The organism is Micromonospora phytophila (genome assembly GCF_023656545.1).
Lineage (GTDB): Bacteria > Actinomycetota > Actinomycetes > Mycobacteriales > Micromonosporaceae > Micromonospora > Micromonospora phytophila.
In genome coordinates this window covers 26,760-42,383 of the sequence record NZ_JAMOKF010000006.1, presented here as the reverse complement: position 1 = coordinate 42,383, position 15,624 = coordinate 26,760, and the positions used below count along the sequence as shown (strand labels likewise).

At 68.2% G+C, this 15,624-nt stretch carries 12 protein-coding genes and 4 pseudogenes; 2 read left to right on the top strand and 14 right to left on the bottom strand.

Features of this window, described 5'->3' with window-relative positions; all coding sequences use genetic code 11:
• Positions 1-573: 573 nt before the first annotated feature.
• From NCC78_RS02185 to NCC78_RS02145, 9 genes and pseudogenes are all read right to left on the bottom strand, one after another.
• Positions 574-1,825, bottom strand: a pseudogene (locus tag NCC78_RS02185) (tyrosine-type recombinase/integrase).
• Positions 1,825-2,021: pseudogene (locus NCC78_RS02180) on the bottom strand (excisionase family DNA-binding protein). The pseudogenes NCC78_RS02185 and NCC78_RS02180 overlap by 1 nt, the downstream one beginning before the upstream one ends.
• A pseudogene (locus NCC78_RS02175) lies at positions 2,018-3,588 on the bottom strand (replication initiator). The pseudogenes NCC78_RS02180 and NCC78_RS02175 overlap by 4 nt, the downstream one beginning before the upstream one ends.
• Before the next feature lie 560 nt (positions 3,589-4,148).
• Positions 4,149-4,583 (bottom strand): hypothetical protein, encoded by a 435-nt coding sequence (locus NCC78_RS02170; protein ID WP_250791359.1) that lies wholly within the window; start codon positions 4,581-4,583, stop codon positions 4,149-4,151.
• 688 nt (positions 4,584-5,271) lie between these two features.
• Positions 5,272-5,928, bottom strand: coding sequence for a hypothetical protein (locus NCC78_RS02165; RefSeq protein ID WP_250791358.1), 657 nt, complete (start codon positions 5,926-5,928; stop codon positions 5,272-5,274).
• The gene (locus NCC78_RS02160; RefSeq protein ID WP_284706205.1) at positions 5,925-6,128 is read right to left on the bottom strand and encodes a sigma factor-like helix-turn-helix DNA-binding protein; all 204 of its coding nucleotides are present in this window, start codon (positions 6,126-6,128) and stop codon (positions 5,925-5,927) included. Before NCC78_RS02160 ends, NCC78_RS02165 begins: the two co-directional genes overlap by 4 nt.
• Positions 6,129-6,195: 67 nt before the next feature.
• Positions 6,196-7,266, bottom strand: a complete 1,071-nt coding sequence (locus NCC78_RS02155; RefSeq protein ID WP_250791356.1) for a hypothetical protein — start codon at positions 7,264-7,266, stop codon at positions 6,196-6,198.
• Positions 7,263-7,616 (bottom strand): PadR family transcriptional regulator, encoded by a 354-nt coding sequence (locus NCC78_RS02150; RefSeq protein ID WP_250791355.1) that lies wholly within the window; start codon positions 7,614-7,616, stop codon positions 7,263-7,265. The genes NCC78_RS02155 and NCC78_RS02150 overlap by 4 nt, the downstream gene beginning before the upstream one ends.
• Before the next feature lie 283 nt (positions 7,617-7,899).
• On the bottom strand, positions 7,900-8,109 hold the full coding sequence (locus NCC78_RS02145; RefSeq protein ID WP_250791354.1) for a hypothetical protein: 210 nt from the start codon (positions 8,107-8,109) through the stop codon (positions 7,900-7,902).
• 453 nt (positions 8,110-8,562) lie between these two features.
• Here NCC78_RS02145 and NCC78_RS32665 point away from each other — a divergent pair.
• Positions 8,563-9,629, top strand: a pseudogene (locus NCC78_RS32665) (IS110 family RNA-guided transposase).
• 448 nt (positions 9,630-10,077) lie between these two features.
• Here NCC78_RS32665 and NCC78_RS02135 read toward each other — a convergent pair.
• On the bottom strand, positions 10,078-10,464 hold the full coding sequence (locus NCC78_RS02135; RefSeq protein ID WP_250791353.1) for a DoxX family protein: 387 nt from the start codon (positions 10,462-10,464) through the stop codon (positions 10,078-10,080).
• Between the two features lie 124 nt (positions 10,465-10,588).
• On the opposite strand from NCC78_RS02135, the gene NCC78_RS02130 reads away from it, so the two are divergent.
• Positions 10,589-11,182, top strand: coding sequence for a TetR/AcrR family transcriptional regulator (locus NCC78_RS02130; RefSeq protein WP_250791352.1), 594 nt, complete (start codon positions 10,589-10,591; stop codon positions 11,180-11,182).
• Between the two features lie 392 nt (positions 11,183-11,574).
• On the opposite strand, the gene NCC78_RS02125 is transcribed toward NCC78_RS02130, so the two are convergent.
• From NCC78_RS02125 to NCC78_RS02110, 4 genes are all read right to left on the bottom strand, one after another.
• On the bottom strand, positions 11,575-12,384 hold the full coding sequence (locus NCC78_RS02125; RefSeq protein ID WP_250791351.1) for a carotenoid biosynthesis protein: 810 nt from the start codon (positions 12,382-12,384) through the stop codon (positions 11,575-11,577).
• Between the two features lie 90 nt (positions 12,385-12,474).
• A complete protein-coding gene (locus NCC78_RS32350) occupies positions 12,475-12,798 on the bottom strand; it encodes a TetR-like C-terminal domain-containing protein (RefSeq protein WP_372495034.1) in 324 nt (107 codons plus the stop codon).
• 475 nt (positions 12,799-13,273) lie between these two features.
• Positions 13,274-14,170: an RNA polymerase sigma-70 factor gene (locus NCC78_RS02115; RefSeq protein ID WP_250791349.1), complete on the bottom strand. Its 897-nt coding sequence runs from the start codon at positions 14,168-14,170 to the stop codon at positions 13,274-13,276.
• Positions 14,171-14,184: 14 nt separating this feature from the next.
• Entirely contained in the window at positions 14,185-15,387 is a 1,203-nt protein-coding gene (locus tag NCC78_RS02110) for an NAD(P)/FAD-dependent oxidoreductase (protein ID WP_250791348.1), read from the bottom strand.
• Between the last annotated feature and the right edge of the window lie 237 nt (positions 15,388-15,624).

The following is a 15,624-nucleotide window of genomic DNA, read 5'->3' as shown; positions in this document are numbered from 1 at the left end:
GAGCATGTGTCTACCGCAGTGGACGCTCCCAACGTCCGGCGACCATATTAGCCTGCTGCATCAAGTCGCCAGCCCCGCTGTGTCGACGAGCGCTGCACGGGTGCATTGATCTGCCGCTGATAAGGCGCGCCATCCCGTGAGTGTGGTCGGTGAACGTAAGGCAGTGGGAGCAGGTCGGGAGCGCTTGAGGCTAGCGGTCGCTGGCCGGACGCCGCCGCCAGCCAAGGCCGCTGGGCCAGCAGCCACGAGCCGTTGCCGAACAACCTGCTGGACCCTTCATGTAAGCCTGCCGGCAGCAGTCGGATCACGAGCCCGGGATCGGGGGAGCAGGTTGGGAGCAACAGGGTGCACCGAACGGCCTTCAACTGCACCGAACGGCAAGCAACGGCGCACAACTGCACCCACCCCTTCCTGCGGCTTCTCGTTTTCGCAGGTCAGAGTCCGTGCGGCGTCCTGTTTCACACCGAAGAGGTCACTGGTTCGATCCCAGTATCGCCCACGCAGGTCAAAGGCCATTCCCATTCATTGGGGGTGGCCTTTTTGCTGCTCGTACAGCAGCCAAGCAGCAACGGCTCAGCCGAGGGAATCGCCGAGGCGCTTGAGCGCGTCCCGGGTCGCCTTCGAGTAGACCTGGGTGTAGATGTCCATCGTCACGGAAAAGCGGGCGTGCCGGAGCACCTGCATGGGGCGACTCGTGGGTGGACGTCGAGGTCGGCCAGCAGCGAGGCGCAGGTACGCCTTGCGTCGTGAACCGTGATCGGCCGTGTGCCCGCCTTGTCGCACCGGGTCTGCCAACTCCGTTGGAAATTGCGTGGCTCGATGGGTGTGCCATCGCGGGTGGTGAATACAAGGTCGGATTCCTGCCACGCCTTTCCGGCGGTTTCTCGTGCCTCGTCGCGTTGTTTGCTTCTCAGCTTGAGCGCGGTCAGGCGGATTTCGGGGAGGGGGAGTGTGGCGTCGGATGCCTGGGTCTTGGTGTCGCGGTGGAGCAGTCTTCCCCGGACCCGTTGCAGTTGACGGCCGACAGTCAGCTCTCCCGCGTCGAGGTCGACGTCCTTCCAGGTGAGTCCCAACGCCTCGCCCTTGCGGAGGCCGACGACGAGGACCAGGGCGTAGGCGGCGTAGAGCGGGTCCTCGTCGTGGCGGGCGGACTCCAGGAACTTGCGGGCCTCGTCGCTGGACCAGGACTTGCCCCGCCGCCGGCGGACGGTGGCGAGGGTGACCGGCACGGCCGGGTTCTTGGTGATGAGGTCTTCGGCCTGGGCGTGGGTGAGGGCGGCCCGCAGCGCCGCCCGGATGTCGCTGACCGTGCGCGTCGACGGGACGGCCTGGCAGCAGCGACCGGCGGCGCAGCAGCGCCGCTTCTGCTTGGCGCGGGCGGCGTCCTTGCCTTGTGAGCAGCACTGGCAGGTGCGGGCCACCTGGTTGATCCAGGTCTGCACGTCGCGTGACTGGAGCCGGTCGAGCCGCTTGGCCCCGAGGCCAGGGGCGATGTAGCGGCGGACGAACGTCTCGTAGGTCGCGTAGGTCAACGGTGCCCGGTTCGGCTCGATGATCTCCGACAGCCAGTAGGTGAGGAAGCTGCCGACGGTCGGGACGCTGGTCGCCACCGGCCCGGCCTTGGCCTGCTGGTGCAACTTGATCCACTTGTCGTGGACGGCCTCCCGGGTCTTGCCGTAGACGTATTTGCGGGTGCGCTTGCCGTCGGGCTTGGTGACCCAGACGTAGGCGGCGAAGCCGTTGCGTGATCCCGGTCGACGGCGGCATCACCACCCACGGTAGGGAAGATCGAGCCTTCGCCGTTGGCTCGGGCACGTGCAGGCATCAGGCAGCCTCCTGACGTTCGACCTGTTCGCGGATGTAGTCGTCGACCCATTCGGGAGGATGCGGCGGTACTTGCCATCCTTGATGGAGCGCAGCTCGCCGGTGGCGATCTTCATCTTGACCTTGGAGATGCCGAAGCCGAGCAGGACGGCGACCTCGGCGGGCGAGTACCAGCGCGGGGCGAGGTCATGGCTCATGCGGCGGCTCCCGTGAGCCAGGCTTCGTGGGCGAGTTCTTCCCGGCCGATGCGTCTGCTCTCCCGTCGCTGTCTCGCGGCGGTGTTGGCGAGCAGGGCGTCACCGTCGCTGAGCCACCCGGACCCGGCGTAGCTGAGGGCGCAGAGGGTGATGACGTCTGCGGTGTCGTCGTCCTCAGTGCGGCGGTAGGTGGCGCGGGTGTCGCGGAGCAGGCCGAAGGTGACCGAGTAGCGGCGTGCTTTGGTGAGGAAGTGGCCGCCGAAGCCGAGCATGTGCGCCCAACGACGCAGCCCTGCGTAGGCGTTGGATTCGGTGTCAAGGCCGGCTTGACGGCGGTTGACCGTTGCGGCGCCGCTGGCGGTATCGGTGTCCGTGGGACGTCCAAGTTGCCAGCAGGCGTCGATGAGGCGGGCGGTGTGGTCGCCTCCGGGGTCGGCGTAGTTGTCGATGGTGGCGGGGGTGAGCCGGGTGAAGGAGTGGCCGGTGACCTCGGTGGCCTTGGTGGCGTACTTGGCCAGGTAGGCGGCCACCTTGCTATCGGTCAGCTCACCGCCAGCGCTGTTGATGCGGCGCACGTCAACCTGCTCGCCCCAGGCGACCAGCCAGCCCTGCGGCTGGTCAGGGTGCGGCGGTGTGGTGACGGTGATCTGGCGGGCGGCAGCGTGGACGGCGGCGTCCAGGTCGTCGACGGTGATGCCGGCCGGTGGTGGCACGAGGGCGTCCGGGTCGTCGGAGTCGATGCCGTCGAGGCGCAGCAGGGCGTGGAAATGCACGGCTGCCCGGCGTTGCATCTCGGCGACCTTGCCGTGCGACACCCGGACCGGCGGCACCCAGCGGACCTTGCCCGAGGCGGTGGCGACCCGGACGAGGGGGATGCCGCGTTGGGGGCAGAGGGCGGCGAGGTGGCGTTCGATCGCCTGCTTGGTACGCCGCCACAGCTCGCCTGAGAAGTAGTTCCAGACGACCTGGTGGTCGTGGTTGTAGCAGTCCAGGCACAAGGGCTGCCCGAGGCGTGGATCGTCGGCGTCGTGGCGGGCGAAGCACGCCGCGGGCTGCCCGTGCGGGCAGGTGCCGGCGGTGCTGCGGGCGCGGCAGGGAGCGGGGCGGCAGTCGCAGCGCTGCCGGGTGGCGCAGGTGTGGCGGGGGACGTGGCGGTGGTGGACCGCGCCGAAGGACGGTGCGGTGAAGGTGGCGAAGACGATTGGGTGTCGGCCGACCGATGCGGGGACGCCTTTGCCGCCGGTCAGGCCGCAGCGCACGACCTGGTAGGCGTCACCGGCGTAGACCCAGGCGAAGTCGCGACACTGCGTTTCCCGGCGGTTGCCGGACGCCTTGTAGAGAGCCCGGTCGGGCAGCTCGTCGGTGCGCAGTTGGCGGGTGATGCGGCCGGTGGTCGTCTCGACGGCGGCGATGGTGCCAGCGAGACGGATTGGGCGGGTACAGCCGCCGGCGGGGGCGGTGCACGCTCCAGCCAGCCGGAGAACTCCGGCGTGGCGGCGCGGTGCAGAGCTTGGGCGTCACGGCCGGCGGCGAGGCCGGGTCGGTACAGGTCGAGCAGGGTGGACAGGACTTCCTCCTCATGGGGTGGCAGGGACGGGAGACGAAGCACCACCAGCCGTGGACGCCAGTCCGCTGGTGGTGTTCGTCGTGTCTCCTGGCACCGCCGAGAGGGCGGCTGACGCCGGAGGGCGGAATCGTGGTGGTGCCACGTCCCACCGATGGGTCGTGTCCTTTCGCGCTCGTGGACCTGATGAGTGGGGCCGGCACGGGTGGGGAGCCTGGGATGTCGGCATCCGGCGGTTGCCGCAGGCTGCCCCCACCCGTGGAAGCTCACGAATCCGGGGCATCGTGGACGGCAGGTAAGGGCCGTGCTGAGCCACTTAACGGATTCGGGGAACCGGCGTAGCGGCCGGTGCGATCGAGAGCCGGCGGGACGCGGCCCGCATCAGCGGCAGGAAGGCCGCTCGGCATCTCCGACGTCGAGTCCAGCGATCCGGCAGAAAGGCTGCGCTGGCGTGCTCGACGAGCGCCAGAGTAGCACCGGGTGCCGATACGTCAACGGCCGTGATCGGTTTTGCGCCTGGTCTCCCAGGTGCCCGGCTAACGGCATCAGCGACTCAGCCGGGCTCAAGAGCCTGAGCCATATGTCGAGCGCCACCATCCGTCGTCGATGACGACGTTCCCCGTCTCCAAGATGTCACGCTCGAACGCTTCTACGTCGACAGGGGCCGGCGACTGCACCATCAGCTGAGTGATCTCATCGGGCAGCCGTACGTTGTGCGCCTCGACGTAGTGGGCAAGGCCCTGCGGCCACACGAAGTGCACGCCGTCGGTCAACTCTGTGGATCCGTTGGCGATGCCGCACAGCCGACACGGCGATGTGCCCGCCGCAGCCACAAAGACGGTCCCAGACCGCAGGTATTCGCCTACCCATCGGAGTCTCGACGGGTCTGCCCCACTGTCTATGAACAGGGCGGGATCGGGCCAGTGCTCTTCGCCCGGTCCGCTCCAGTATCCGATCAGGCGTAGCCTCCTGGCGCCGCCTGCCTCGCCGCTCGACACGGGCCTGATCTTCGCACGAGCCGCCGATCGCAGGCGTATGAAGACCAGTCAAGGCGGCGACGATCGCCAATGCCGGCAAGCTGCCGACCTGGGTGTGGGAGGACTTTCTTTACGTCTATCAAGGCGGCCCTGAACGGGCCGCACGCGCCGCCGCCTGGGCGCGCGCCGGCCGCTGCCGCTGTCGCTCTGCGGCCGTCACGCCTGATGCCCGGCGGCTGGCGCGAAGGGGCGGGGAGCCCGAAGGGCCGCCGCATAACGACAGGCCGATGACCGGTGGGGTGGTGGCCGGCAGCCGGCCGGGCCGCGCGGCCAGCAGCCCGCGCGGCGTAGGGGAGCGCACGCCGGCCGCACCGGCGAGATGGCGGCGGTCGCGGGGTTACGGTCACTGCGCCTCCGGCGGGGGCGCTCCGGCTCCAGGATGGCCGAAGATCGCCGGCAGCCGCCAGGTTCGTGGGTGGTGGCGGTAGGCCATCCCGTCTGCCATCGACCCGGGCAAGCCGAGCAGACCGTCGCCCGACCCGCCAGCGTCCGAACCTGTGTCAAGGTCCGCTTGACGTGGCGGGCCGGGCGGCGGCCCGCTCCTCAGGAGGGCGGGCCGACGGCAGACGGGATGGCAGGTTGGCGCGCTGTGATTTCACAGAGTTGGGGTCAGTAGCTAGCATTCCACTTCAAACAGCCCCAAATCGGGTCAAAAGCTTCCGTCGATAGCGGCGGCGATCATCCACTGGATGTCCGATTCGGAAATCCGGTAGGGAGCTGGCTGCGGCTGCCATTGCAGGACATAAAACGAGCGGTTGTGGACCCATTCCGCCTGCTGAACGCCCTCGTCACTGCCCGTGAGGTACATGCGAACCTCAACGCCGTTGACGAGCAGATGCTTCGGTGTCACGTCGTCCACGTGATCCGACAGCGTCGTGATGTGGGGATCCCGGATGAGGCGCAGGAACCTGCCGCCCGGGTAGTCGGACGGCAGTGACTTGTCGATGATGTCCGACTCATATGCCCCGTTGTATGGCTTCTCGCGGCGTTTGGTGAAACGCTTCGCCGGCTCCAGCGCCGGCTTCGGGGCGGGAGTCGGGCTCACGGCTGAGGAGGCCACCGGGCCGGACGGCGTCGCCGCGACCGTGGGGCCGGCTGACTGGTGCGGCGGACGTGACGCCAGCGGAAGGTTCGACAGCGCGGCACCGAAGCCGAGGATTACCGTGACGGCGGCACCGGCCGCCAGCAGGGCCCTTCGCCGGCTGCGGTGTTCCTTGCCTCGGGCCATGATGGTGGAAGCTTCCAGCGATGGGGTGGTGGCGGCGATGGCGCCCATCGCTTCGTGCAGGTCCATCTCGGTCTTCATCGGATCTGGCTTCCATCCTGTGCTGCGGTCTGCAGACCGTCGAACGGCTTGTCCTGAAGTTCCCGGCGCAGCTTGCGCAGCGCTTTGTGACAGGTGGCCTTGACCGTGCCGACGCGCGTCTGGAGCATGTGGGCCACATCGGCCTCGGTGCGGTCGTCCAAGTAGCGCAAGACGACGGCGGCCCTTTCCCGCCGGGTCAGCTACCGCAACGCGGCCAGCAACGACTGTCGGTCGTCGACCGTGCCGTATGCGGCGTCGCCGACCTCGTTAGGCCGCCGCTGCGGTGGGCCGTGCTGTGGGCCGGCGGCGGCCCGTGGCGGCTAGGGCAAGGATCATGAGTCCGATGGCCAGTGCTCCGCCGATATGTTCGGTGGCGGGACTGGTCGCCACCCAGTTGTAGGCCGGGGCGAACCTGAACCTCTCGAGTTCAGGGTCGAGGAAGGCGTAGTCGGCCAGCGTCTTGTACAGGCCGGTGGTGGATTCGGCGGCGAGCCCCAGCGCGGTGACGCCGAGCGCTAGAGCGGTAAGCCGGCGCGGCAGAGTGCGGCCTCGGAGGCGGTAGCTTGCGAAGCCGGTGAGGAGCCAGCCAGTGACCGCGCCGGCGAGCCAGCCCACCAGGATCGCCCCGGGTTCCCAGCTCGGCGGGATCGGGTAGATGCCCACGTGCACGTTGGTGCTGGTGAAGCCTCCCAGGGAGGCGGTACCCGCGACCGCGTCAAGTTTGTAGCCATTCCGGGTGGCCTGGAACGTGTGGACGTGCGTTTCTGGCTTTTTCTCCCGCGCCTTGAGGGTGTATTCCCCGACGGGGCCGAGCGTCCAGCCGTCGGCCCGCAGTCGCGCCTGCGCAGCTTCCAGCGTCCAGTTCGGAAGCTGTCGCTCATGAGGCGGGTCGAACACGTGCGCCTCGGGAAAGGGTTCCCGTCGACCAGCCATGCGGGCGACATACGGCGCGGTCATGGGAGCAGCCGCTACGGTTTCGGCCGTCTGCAGGGCCGCCGTGTCGGACGGCAGTTCCGAAGCCGTCTGCCAAGCCAGCCAGGAACCCACGCCCGCTCCCACGGCTCCGAGAATCACGGCCGACAGCACGGCCGCCACCACCGCCGTACGGCCGATCGGCAGTCGGAACCATTGCCGCACCGCCCCGCGCACCAAATCCACCACTTCGGCGCGGGCAGGCACACAACGGCCCGGCTCGGCGGAGTCCATCAGCATCGTGAGGATCTCCTCGCCGTGGGCGCGGCGGTATCCGATCGGATATGCCCACAGCAGCCGCCGGTACCGGCGTTCCAGCCTCACATGCGCCGGCAGCTCCCGCATAACCTCCCCCGAGGCGGTCATGCGTGAGCCCCGAACGGGTCAGCCATGAATCCGAGGGCCACGTTCGGTCGCGCCTGTAGTCGGCTTTCCGCTGCCTCCGCGTGCTTGCGCAGGCGGCGGGCCCGCTCGGCAAGCTTGCCGGCACCCGCGTCGGTGAGCCGGTAATAGCGACGTAGCCGCCCGTCGACGACCTCCTGGCGGTCGACCGTGACGAGTTCCTGCTCCACGAGGCGGTCGAGGGCTCCGTAGAGGGTGCCGGCCCGCAGCTTCACCGTTCCCTCGGAGAGCTCGACGACCTCCTGAGTCACCCCGTAGCCATGCTTGGGCCCCGTCGCCAACGCGGTGAGGATCAAGAACGTCGGCTCTTGCATCGATGTCATGCAGGTAGATTACGTCTGCCGGTATATGCCGTCAACTTGTGTCTGAAGGTGCGAGCGTCACCGCCGCCACCAACGCGGCTCGACCTTTTCGAAGCCCTGGCTGAGCGCCATCACGCCGATTACGACGGCTGGGAAGCCGCCACATAGCTCGACGCCCGTGCCCGTCACGTGCCCGATCTAGCGGTCAACAAGGGCCACCGGCGGCATGTTGACGAGCCTCAACCTGAACTGCCCAGGCTTCTCCGCCAGCTGACAGGGCTGCCCAAGCCGTCAATCAACGCACTTCCCAAGCTGTTTCCGGGTCCCTTCGGGGCGCCGCGTATGCGGGAAAATCGAGGTGGTCGCCCGCCGACGTCGGTACTTTCATGGCGCAGGTGAGGCCGTCAAGCTGTTTGACGCTGGGAGCCGCTTCGAGGGGCTGCGCATTGTTGCTACGAGCACGAGGCCACAACGCCGCTTCCGGCATCACCAGCATGGCGTCCACGACGCCGGCTTCAAGGCCAAGCCCTACCGGGTGGGCCTACGGCCCAGCCTTGACCCCGACGCCGCACATACGCCTGCCTCGAAACCCGGCCGGAAGACGGGCAAAACAACGCCAGCAGGTAACAACCCCGGCCTTGACCGGCCCCGCTCCTTCATGGATGACGTGGCGGGCCAGGCGGCGGCGCGCTCCCCAGAGGGCGGGTCGATGGCAGACAGTGAGGATGGTGTGGTGGGTCGCCGGGTTGGTCTGACTCACCGGCAGACCGACGGTTGCTGTCCTCATCCCGATTCGTCGGCCAGCTTGGTGGCCCCGGCAGCTGCAGGTCACCGGTCAGGTGTCGTGACCTGATAGGAGCCTGTGCGAGAGGCGCCCACCACTGTGTTGTCCGCATCGCCTGACCGGTGACGTGTCCACGTGTTCTCGAAGTGACCGAGAAGGGCGGACCACGCCAGCATGGCAGCCAAGAAGCGATCTCTCATCGGTGGTGTTGACACCCACCGCGACACCCACCACGCCGCTGTCATCGACAGCACCGGCGGTCTCGTGGCCGACGCCGAGTTCCCCGCGACCACCGCCGGCTACGTGGATCTGCTGGCCTGGATGTGCTCCTTCGGGCGGGTAACTGCCGTGGGCGTGGAGGGCACCGGCAGCTACGGCGCCGGCCTGGCCCGCTACCTGACCAGCAAAAAGATCACCGTTATAGAGGTGGACCGGCCGGACCGCTGCGCCCGCCGCAACCAGGGCAAGTCCGATCCGATCGACGCGATCACCGCCGCCCGGGCCACCCTCGCCGGCACCGCCATGGGCACCCCGAAGACCCGCACCGGACCGGTCGAGGCGATCCGCGCCCTCAGGGTCGCCCGCCGAGGAGCGGTCAAGGCCCGCACCGCCGCCTTGAATCAGATGCGCGGCCTGGTCGCCGCCGCCCCCGAACCTCTGCGAGCCCACCTGACCAGGGCCAGCGCCGCCGTGCTGGTCAGCCGCTGCGCTGCCCTGACCTACGACCCGGCCAGACTCCACGAACCGGAGCACGCCACCGCCGCAGCCCTGGTCGGGCTCGCCCGCCGGGTCTCACCGCCCTCACCGAGGAGATCACCACCCTCGACCGGCAGGTGACACCCATCGTCCGGAAAGCGGCACCCCGCACCATGGCCTTGTTCGGCGTCGGCCCCGATGTCGCCGCGCAGCTGCTCACCACCGCCGGCGACAACCCCGACCGGCTGCACTCCGAAGCCGCCCTCGCCCACCTCTGCGGCGCCGCACCCATCCCCGCGAGCTCCGGACGGGTGCGCCGCCACCGCCTCCACCGAGGAGGCGACCGCGGCGCCAACCACGCCCTGCACACCATCGCGCTCTGCCGCATGCGCTACGACCAGCGCACCCGCGCCTACGTCCACCGCCGCATCACCGAAGGCCTCAGCAAGCAGGAGATCCTGCGCTGCCTCAAGCGCTACATCGTCCGCGACGTCTACACCGCCCTACGCGCCGCCCTCGCCGCCCTCGCCCCTCGACCTCCATAGGAGCATCGGGATGGCAAGACAAGCGTGGGTGTTCGCCCTATCAGGCGCTCGGTCAGGAACTGCAACTGCCGTGGCAACCCCGGTACTCGCCGAGTCCGTAGCGGAGTCAATGTTTCAGGGCACTGATCGCCTGCCGCAGGTCTCGTTCGCTTGCGCCAGGCTCCAGAAGGCCCTTCCGAGCGAACCGGTCCCGGAGCCTCTCGGCCAGGTGCCGGGGAGCCTCGCCGGCCATCAACTCGCCCTCCAGCACCACTAGGACGCCGACGAGTACGGCGAGGTCGCACCAGGTCTGCGCCGCCCATCGGATGCTTCGCTCACCATCCGAGGTTGTGCCATCCAGAGGGCCGAGACAAGCGAAGACCCGAGCCGGGCCGTCGCCAGGCTGTCGGAACGGAGACGCACCACAAAGGCCGCCCCGGCCAGGGCGGCCTGTGTGGGAGCTTCCGGGTCAGCCGGTGAAAGCCTCGGGGCCGAAGCGGCCCCAGGCCACGAAGACGGCCATGGCCAGGTAGACCAAGTCGCCTACGACCGTCTTCCTCTCGCCACGACGCAGGCGCACGATCACCGCGCCGGTGAACAGCAGCGCCACGCATGTGGCGGTCACCGGCACCATGATGGGTCCGATGTCCAGGACTGCGGGCAGAATCAGGCCTGCCGCACCGAGGATTTCGAGGGTGCCGATGGTCCTCAGCGCGCCGGGGCTGAAGTCCAGCACCCACTGCGCGGCGGCACCGCCCATAGCGGCGATCTTCTCCCTGGGCACAAACATCTTGGCGGTGCTGACCATGAGGACCGCGGCCAGTATTCCAGCAGCCATCCAAAGAGCGGCGTTCATTAATATGTCCGTTCGGGGTTGAGGTGTTTTTCGCGTGGGCCGCGCAGCCCGGATGGCGACACGCTACGTGTCGTCAGGCCGGAGTGTCAACACGACACGTTCCGTTTCCTGGTATCGTGTGGACATGCCCACACCGCCAAACCCGCTCCGCCGCAGTGAGTCCAGCCGCCGGGCGATCCTGGAAGCGGCGCTACACCTGTGCGATGAGGAAGGGTATGGGCGGCTGACGATTGAGGCCATCGCCGCCCGCGCCGGCGTCAGCAAGAAGACCATCTACCGGTGGTGGCCCTCCAAGGGAGCCGTCATCTTGGAAGCCGTCGACGACGCGGCGAACGTGGTCGCCCAACACGTCGACACCGGTGATCTCGCCGCCGACCTACACACCCAACTCACGGCCGTCATCAACTTGCTCAACCCGCCGAACAACTCCGCCGTCACCGGGCTCATCTCCGAAGCCCTCCACGACAACGAACTAGCACACGACCTGCGGGAACGACTCATCCAACCGCGCATCACCGAATTCAAAGAACGCATGCGCAAAGCTCAGCAGAGCGGCCAGCTACCCGCCGACGCCGACCTGGACGTCGCACTCGACCTGCTCTACGGGCCGATCTACCACCGGCTCGTCTTTCACCTCGGCATGCCCGACCCCGAGCAACTCCACACGCTCATAGCGCACGCCCTGCGCGCCTTCAACGCTCAGCCTTCAACCCGATGATCGTGCCCGCTCATGCGTCATGACCCTCCTTCGCGCGGCTGGTACGGTCACAACCGACCCCTGAATGGGCAGGCCTGTGTCGAAGTGTGCCTCCGCGACAACGCGCCTGGCCGGGTCTCGAGGTCCGTTGCGGCGGTGCGGCTACACGGCCCGCGGCGCGGCCATCTCGCCCTGGGCGCGCGCCGGGTTGAAGGCGGTGCCACCAGCTACGCCTTCACCGCCGACACCTGCACCACCGTGCTACCAGCGCAGGCGGGCACGCCGCGGAAACCACTGCGCGTCTCGTCCGCGGCGCTTTCAAAGGCTGAGTACGAGTCGAGGAGTTTGGCTATGACGGGAGTGTGGCCGTCCGCCCCGCCTACCGAGATGTCGGCGTGGGGCGTGCAAGCCCACTATTGACGCGGGGTGGCCGTGTCGCCTCGTGCGATCTTGGTCAGAGCGAGGAAGGCAACCGTGACGACGGTGAAGATGTTGATCGTCATCATGGTCTCGTTGATCGCGCTGATGCCCCATTGGGCGCCGGCCATGTCGACCACGGTGCCCGGTTCGGCGGCGAAGAAGTACGGGATCGAGGTCAGGCCCAGTGCGGCGTAGATGAGCACCGGCTGGGTGAGTGACCCCGGCACGACGACACTGCTCGGCTGGGGGTCGCGGGTCTGTGCTGCTGCCAGGAGGAGGGCGAAGATCTGGAAGAAGATGTAGGTGACCAGCCACCAGCCGAGGTAGTTGGTGTACGGGACGCCGAACACGCCGCCGCCGTCGTGCCAGATCCACGTCTCGATCACGGTGGATGCATGGGAGTCGCTCGCCACGTCGAACATGGTCATGACGGCGGCGGCCAGGGCAGGCAGGGCGACGACGTTGAATTTGCCGATGCGTTCGCGCCAGTTGAGGCGTTCGTCGGCGCGGTCGAGGACGGTGGAGGCGGTCAGCCAGCTGATGTAGCCCAGGCCGAAGTAGATCGGGCCGATGAAGATCGGCACGTAGAACAGTTTCAGGTCGCCGGTGTAGTGGTAGTTGCCGAACGGAAAACCGGTGACGATGCTGAGGTTCTCGAAGGCGTTGCTCACCACGAACGTCACGGCGAAGAAGGCCAGGAATCGTCGCCAACCGTAGCGGCGGATGCCGTGAATGGCCGCGAAGGGGATCGTGAGCAGGAGCGCATTGAACGTGGCGGTCGTGCCGGTCAGCGGCAGCAGCATCGCCGTGGTTACGGCGAGCCCGACGAAGATCCACTGGACTTTGTCCAGTGCGCGCCCGGTCGGGCGTTGGGTCGCTATGGTCGTCATGGCTTACACCTCGATGTCGTGATGGTGGTCTCGGGGGTGTGGTGACTGCGGTCGTGGATTCGCGGCGTGCAGCGCGGGGAGCATGACCGCGTCGACGAGTTCGTCGATCTGCATGGCGGACAATGGTGGCTCGCCCAGCAGCGCCCGATTGGTGATGAGCGCAGGCGGGACCCGTGGCAGCAGCTGACCGGTGGGCTCGCCATGCAGTTCACCGCGGGCACGATCGACCATGGCGCTCCAGCCCGCCGCGCTGGCCTCACCGAGTGCGGTGACGAGCCGTTCGGCCGGTTCGGGGGTCTTGGGAGCGGCGAGCCGTAGGCCGGCCAGGATCCGGGTGCGTTGTCGTTGACCGCGTCGGACGTCAGGGTCGTCCAGGCCACGAGGTCCGCGCGGAGACTGCCTTGATCGGGAAAGGCCCGAGGCGCGGCCTGTAGCTCATAGTCCAGGGCCGCGAGGACAAGTTCCGGCTTGGCGGGGAACCGCCATAGATCGCCGGCGTCGACCCGGCTCGCCGCGCGACGTCGGCCACCGACAGCGCCTCGACCGTCGCCTCGAGGATCGTTCGATCCGGACTGGGGCACCACGGTGATATCCACGTCCCTGGTGAACGCCGTTGTTTGAGTCGGATGTCCGAAATGATGCGGACATAACCGGCATAGAGGGGGTACACGGGACTCCGGCTGTTGAACCCATTTCCGTGGTCAACCCCCGTTTTCGAGGTCCCGTTTGTCTACGAACTGCGGAACGCGGGGTAAAGCAGTTCCCGCAATCGACCCGATAGACGTAGATGCTTAAGGTCGTCTCAGTGCAGGGTGAGCGGGGTTTCGGACTCGATGCGGGACAGCTTCTCCGGGTTACGGACGTAGTAGATGCCGGTGACGCGAGCGTCCTCGATCCGCAGCGCGGCGACGCCGTCGATCTCTCCGTCGAGGCGAAACAGCAGTGCCGGGCTGCCGTTGATCACGGTCGGTTCGGTGGTGAGCGTGCCTCCGACTTTTTGCATGCTACCGATGAACAGGCGGATCGCCTTCTCCGCGCCGACGATTGGCCGCAGCGCGGCCTGTTTGACGCCGCCGCCGTCGCTGACCACAACCACCTCGGGCGCGAGCACGTCGAGCAGGCCCCGCAGGTCGCTGGTGTCGACCGCGCGCTGGAACGCCTCCAGCGCCGCCCGCCTTTCACTCGGGGAGACCACCTTGCGGGGGCGGCGGGCATCGACGTGCCGCCGGGCGCGGTGCGCGATCTGGCGTACGGCCGCCGGGCTCTTGTCGACGGCCGCCGCGATCTCGTCGTAGCTGACATCGAAGGCCTCGCGCAGCACGAAGACGGCGCGCTCGGTCGGCGAGAGCGTCTCGAGGACGAGCATCAGCGCCATCGACACACTCTCGGCCAGCTCGACATCCTCGGCCGTGTTCGGCGGGGTGAGCAGCGGCTCGGGCAGCCAGGGACCGACGTACGCCTCCTTGCGCCGCTGCATGGTGCGCAGGCGGTTGAGCGACTGGCGGGTGGTGATCCGGATCAGGTACGCACGCTGATCGCGTACCTGATCCAGATCGACCTTGACCCACCGCAGCCAGGTCTCCTGCAGCACGTCCTCCGCGTCGGCCGCCGATCCGAGGATCTCGTAGGCGACGGTGAAGAGCAGGTTTCGGTGGGCAACGAAGGTCTCGGTCGCCGGGTCACCGGCGTGGTCGCTCATCTCGGCACCTCTCCTCAGGCCCGCCGGCCGGTGACCGCCGGCGCCTCGCCGGCCTTGGCACGCCGCAACTCCTGGCGCTGGCGATCCTTGAACCAGAGATTGAGCGAGCCGGGTTTGCGCGCCTCTTGCGCCATCTGCCAGACGGTGCTCTTGCACACGGTCTCCTTGAGCATCGCCATGGACCGGCCGCCCAGGTAAAACACCCCTGTCGCGGTGTCGTCTTTCTTGGCGTACTGGACGATTCCGCCGCGGCGCCCCAGGCTGATGCACTGGCCGAAAAACCCGACGTTGAAGTCGGCGGGCTGCTTGCCGGCGATCCGGCTCAGCACCGTCTCGGCGGCCTGCGGGCCCAGCTGCACCGCGGACTGGCAGCTCATCCGCACCGGCAGGTTCGACGGTGCCGCCGAGTCCCCGGCCGCGACGACGCGTGTGTCGTCCACGCTCGTGAGCGTCTCGTCGGTGAGCAGGCGCCCCAAGGCATCCGTGCTCAGCCCGCTGCGGGCGGCCAGATCCGGCACGCCGAATCCCGCGGTCCAGATGGTCACGCCGCTGTGCAACTCGCGGCCGTCGGCGAGCTGGACGGTATCGCGTGTCACGCCCGTCACCGTCGCGCCGGGGCCCTCGATCACGGTCACCCCGAGCTTGGCGAGCCGCTCGGCCACCGAGCGCCGGGCCCGGGGATGCAGGTAGGGCCCGAGCACCTTTCCGCACACCAGGGTCACCTTCCGGCCCAGCTCCGCCAGTTCAAAAGCGGTTTCAAGGCCGGTCGACCCGGCTCCCACCACCGTCACCGCAGCCGATGCGGGCGCGGCGTCGACGACCGGCCGCAGCCGCCGCGCCTCCTCCAGGGTGGAAATCGGGTAGGCGTGCTCCGCCGCGCCGGGAACGCTCGGGTCGGCGCTGCCGCTGCCCACGGCGTAGATCAGGTAGTCGTAGCCGAGCGTGCCGCCGCTCGCCAGGGTCACGCGACGCCCGGACGTGTCGATCCGGGTCACGGTGTCGACCACCAGCCCGACGCCGCCGGCCAGAATCCTTTGGTAGTCCACAACCGCGTCGTCCGACCCGCCGACGAGCTGGTGCAGGCGGATCCGCTCGACAAACGCCGGACGCGGGTTGATCAGGGTCACTGTCACGCCGTCGCGCCGCGTCAGGCGGTTGGCCGCCATCACGCCGGCGTATCCGCCGCCGACCACGATGACATCGGTGTTCTCAGCCATGGTCTCTCCTTCGTCTGCAAGGTGCGGCCTCAAGACACCGCGCGTCCGGCGGTTTGTGACATCAGTGAGTCAGATCACTCGCCGAGCGCCGAGTCAAGCACGTGTTCTGCGTGCTGGAGCTGTTACACGACGGCCTCAAGCGCCGCGACATTTCGCCAAGGAGTCCGACCGGTTCGCCGACCCGCGGGCCCGGCTGCTGTCCGACGACGCGTGGGAGGCGGTCAAGCAGCCGGTACT

Bases quoted from the DNA above. Each gene is read 5' to 3' on its own strand.
- NCC78_RS02165 (WP_250791358.1), bottom strand. From the start codon at position 5,928: ATGAAGACCGAGATGGACCTGCACGAAGCGATGGGCGCCATCGCCGCC.
- NCC78_RS02155 (WP_250791356.1), bottom strand. From the start codon at position 7,266: ATGACCGCCTCGGGGGAGGTTATGCGGGAGCTGCCGGCGCATGTGAGG.
- NCC78_RS02150 (WP_250791355.1), bottom strand. From the start codon at position 7,616: ATGCAAGAGCCGACGTTCTTGATCCTCACCGCGTTGGCGACGGGGCCC.
- NCC78_RS02135 (WP_250791353.1), bottom strand. From the start codon at position 10,464: ATGAACGCCGCTCTTTGGATGGCTGCTGGAATACTGGCCGCGGTCCTC.
- NCC78_RS02130 (WP_250791352.1), top strand. From the start codon at position 10,589: ATGCCCACACCGCCAAACCCGCTCCGCCGCAGTGAGTCCAGCCGCCGG.
- NCC78_RS02125 (WP_250791351.1), bottom strand. From the start codon at position 12,384: ATGCTGCTGCCGCTGACCGGCACGACCGCCACGTTCAATGCGCTCCTG.
- NCC78_RS02115 (WP_250791349.1), bottom strand. From the start codon at position 14,170: ATGAGCGACCACGCCGGTGACCCGGCGACCGAGACCTTCGTTGCCCAC.
- NCC78_RS02110 (WP_250791348.1), bottom strand. From the start codon at position 15,387: ATGGCTGAGAACACCGATGTCATCGTGGTCGGCGGCGGATACGCCGGC.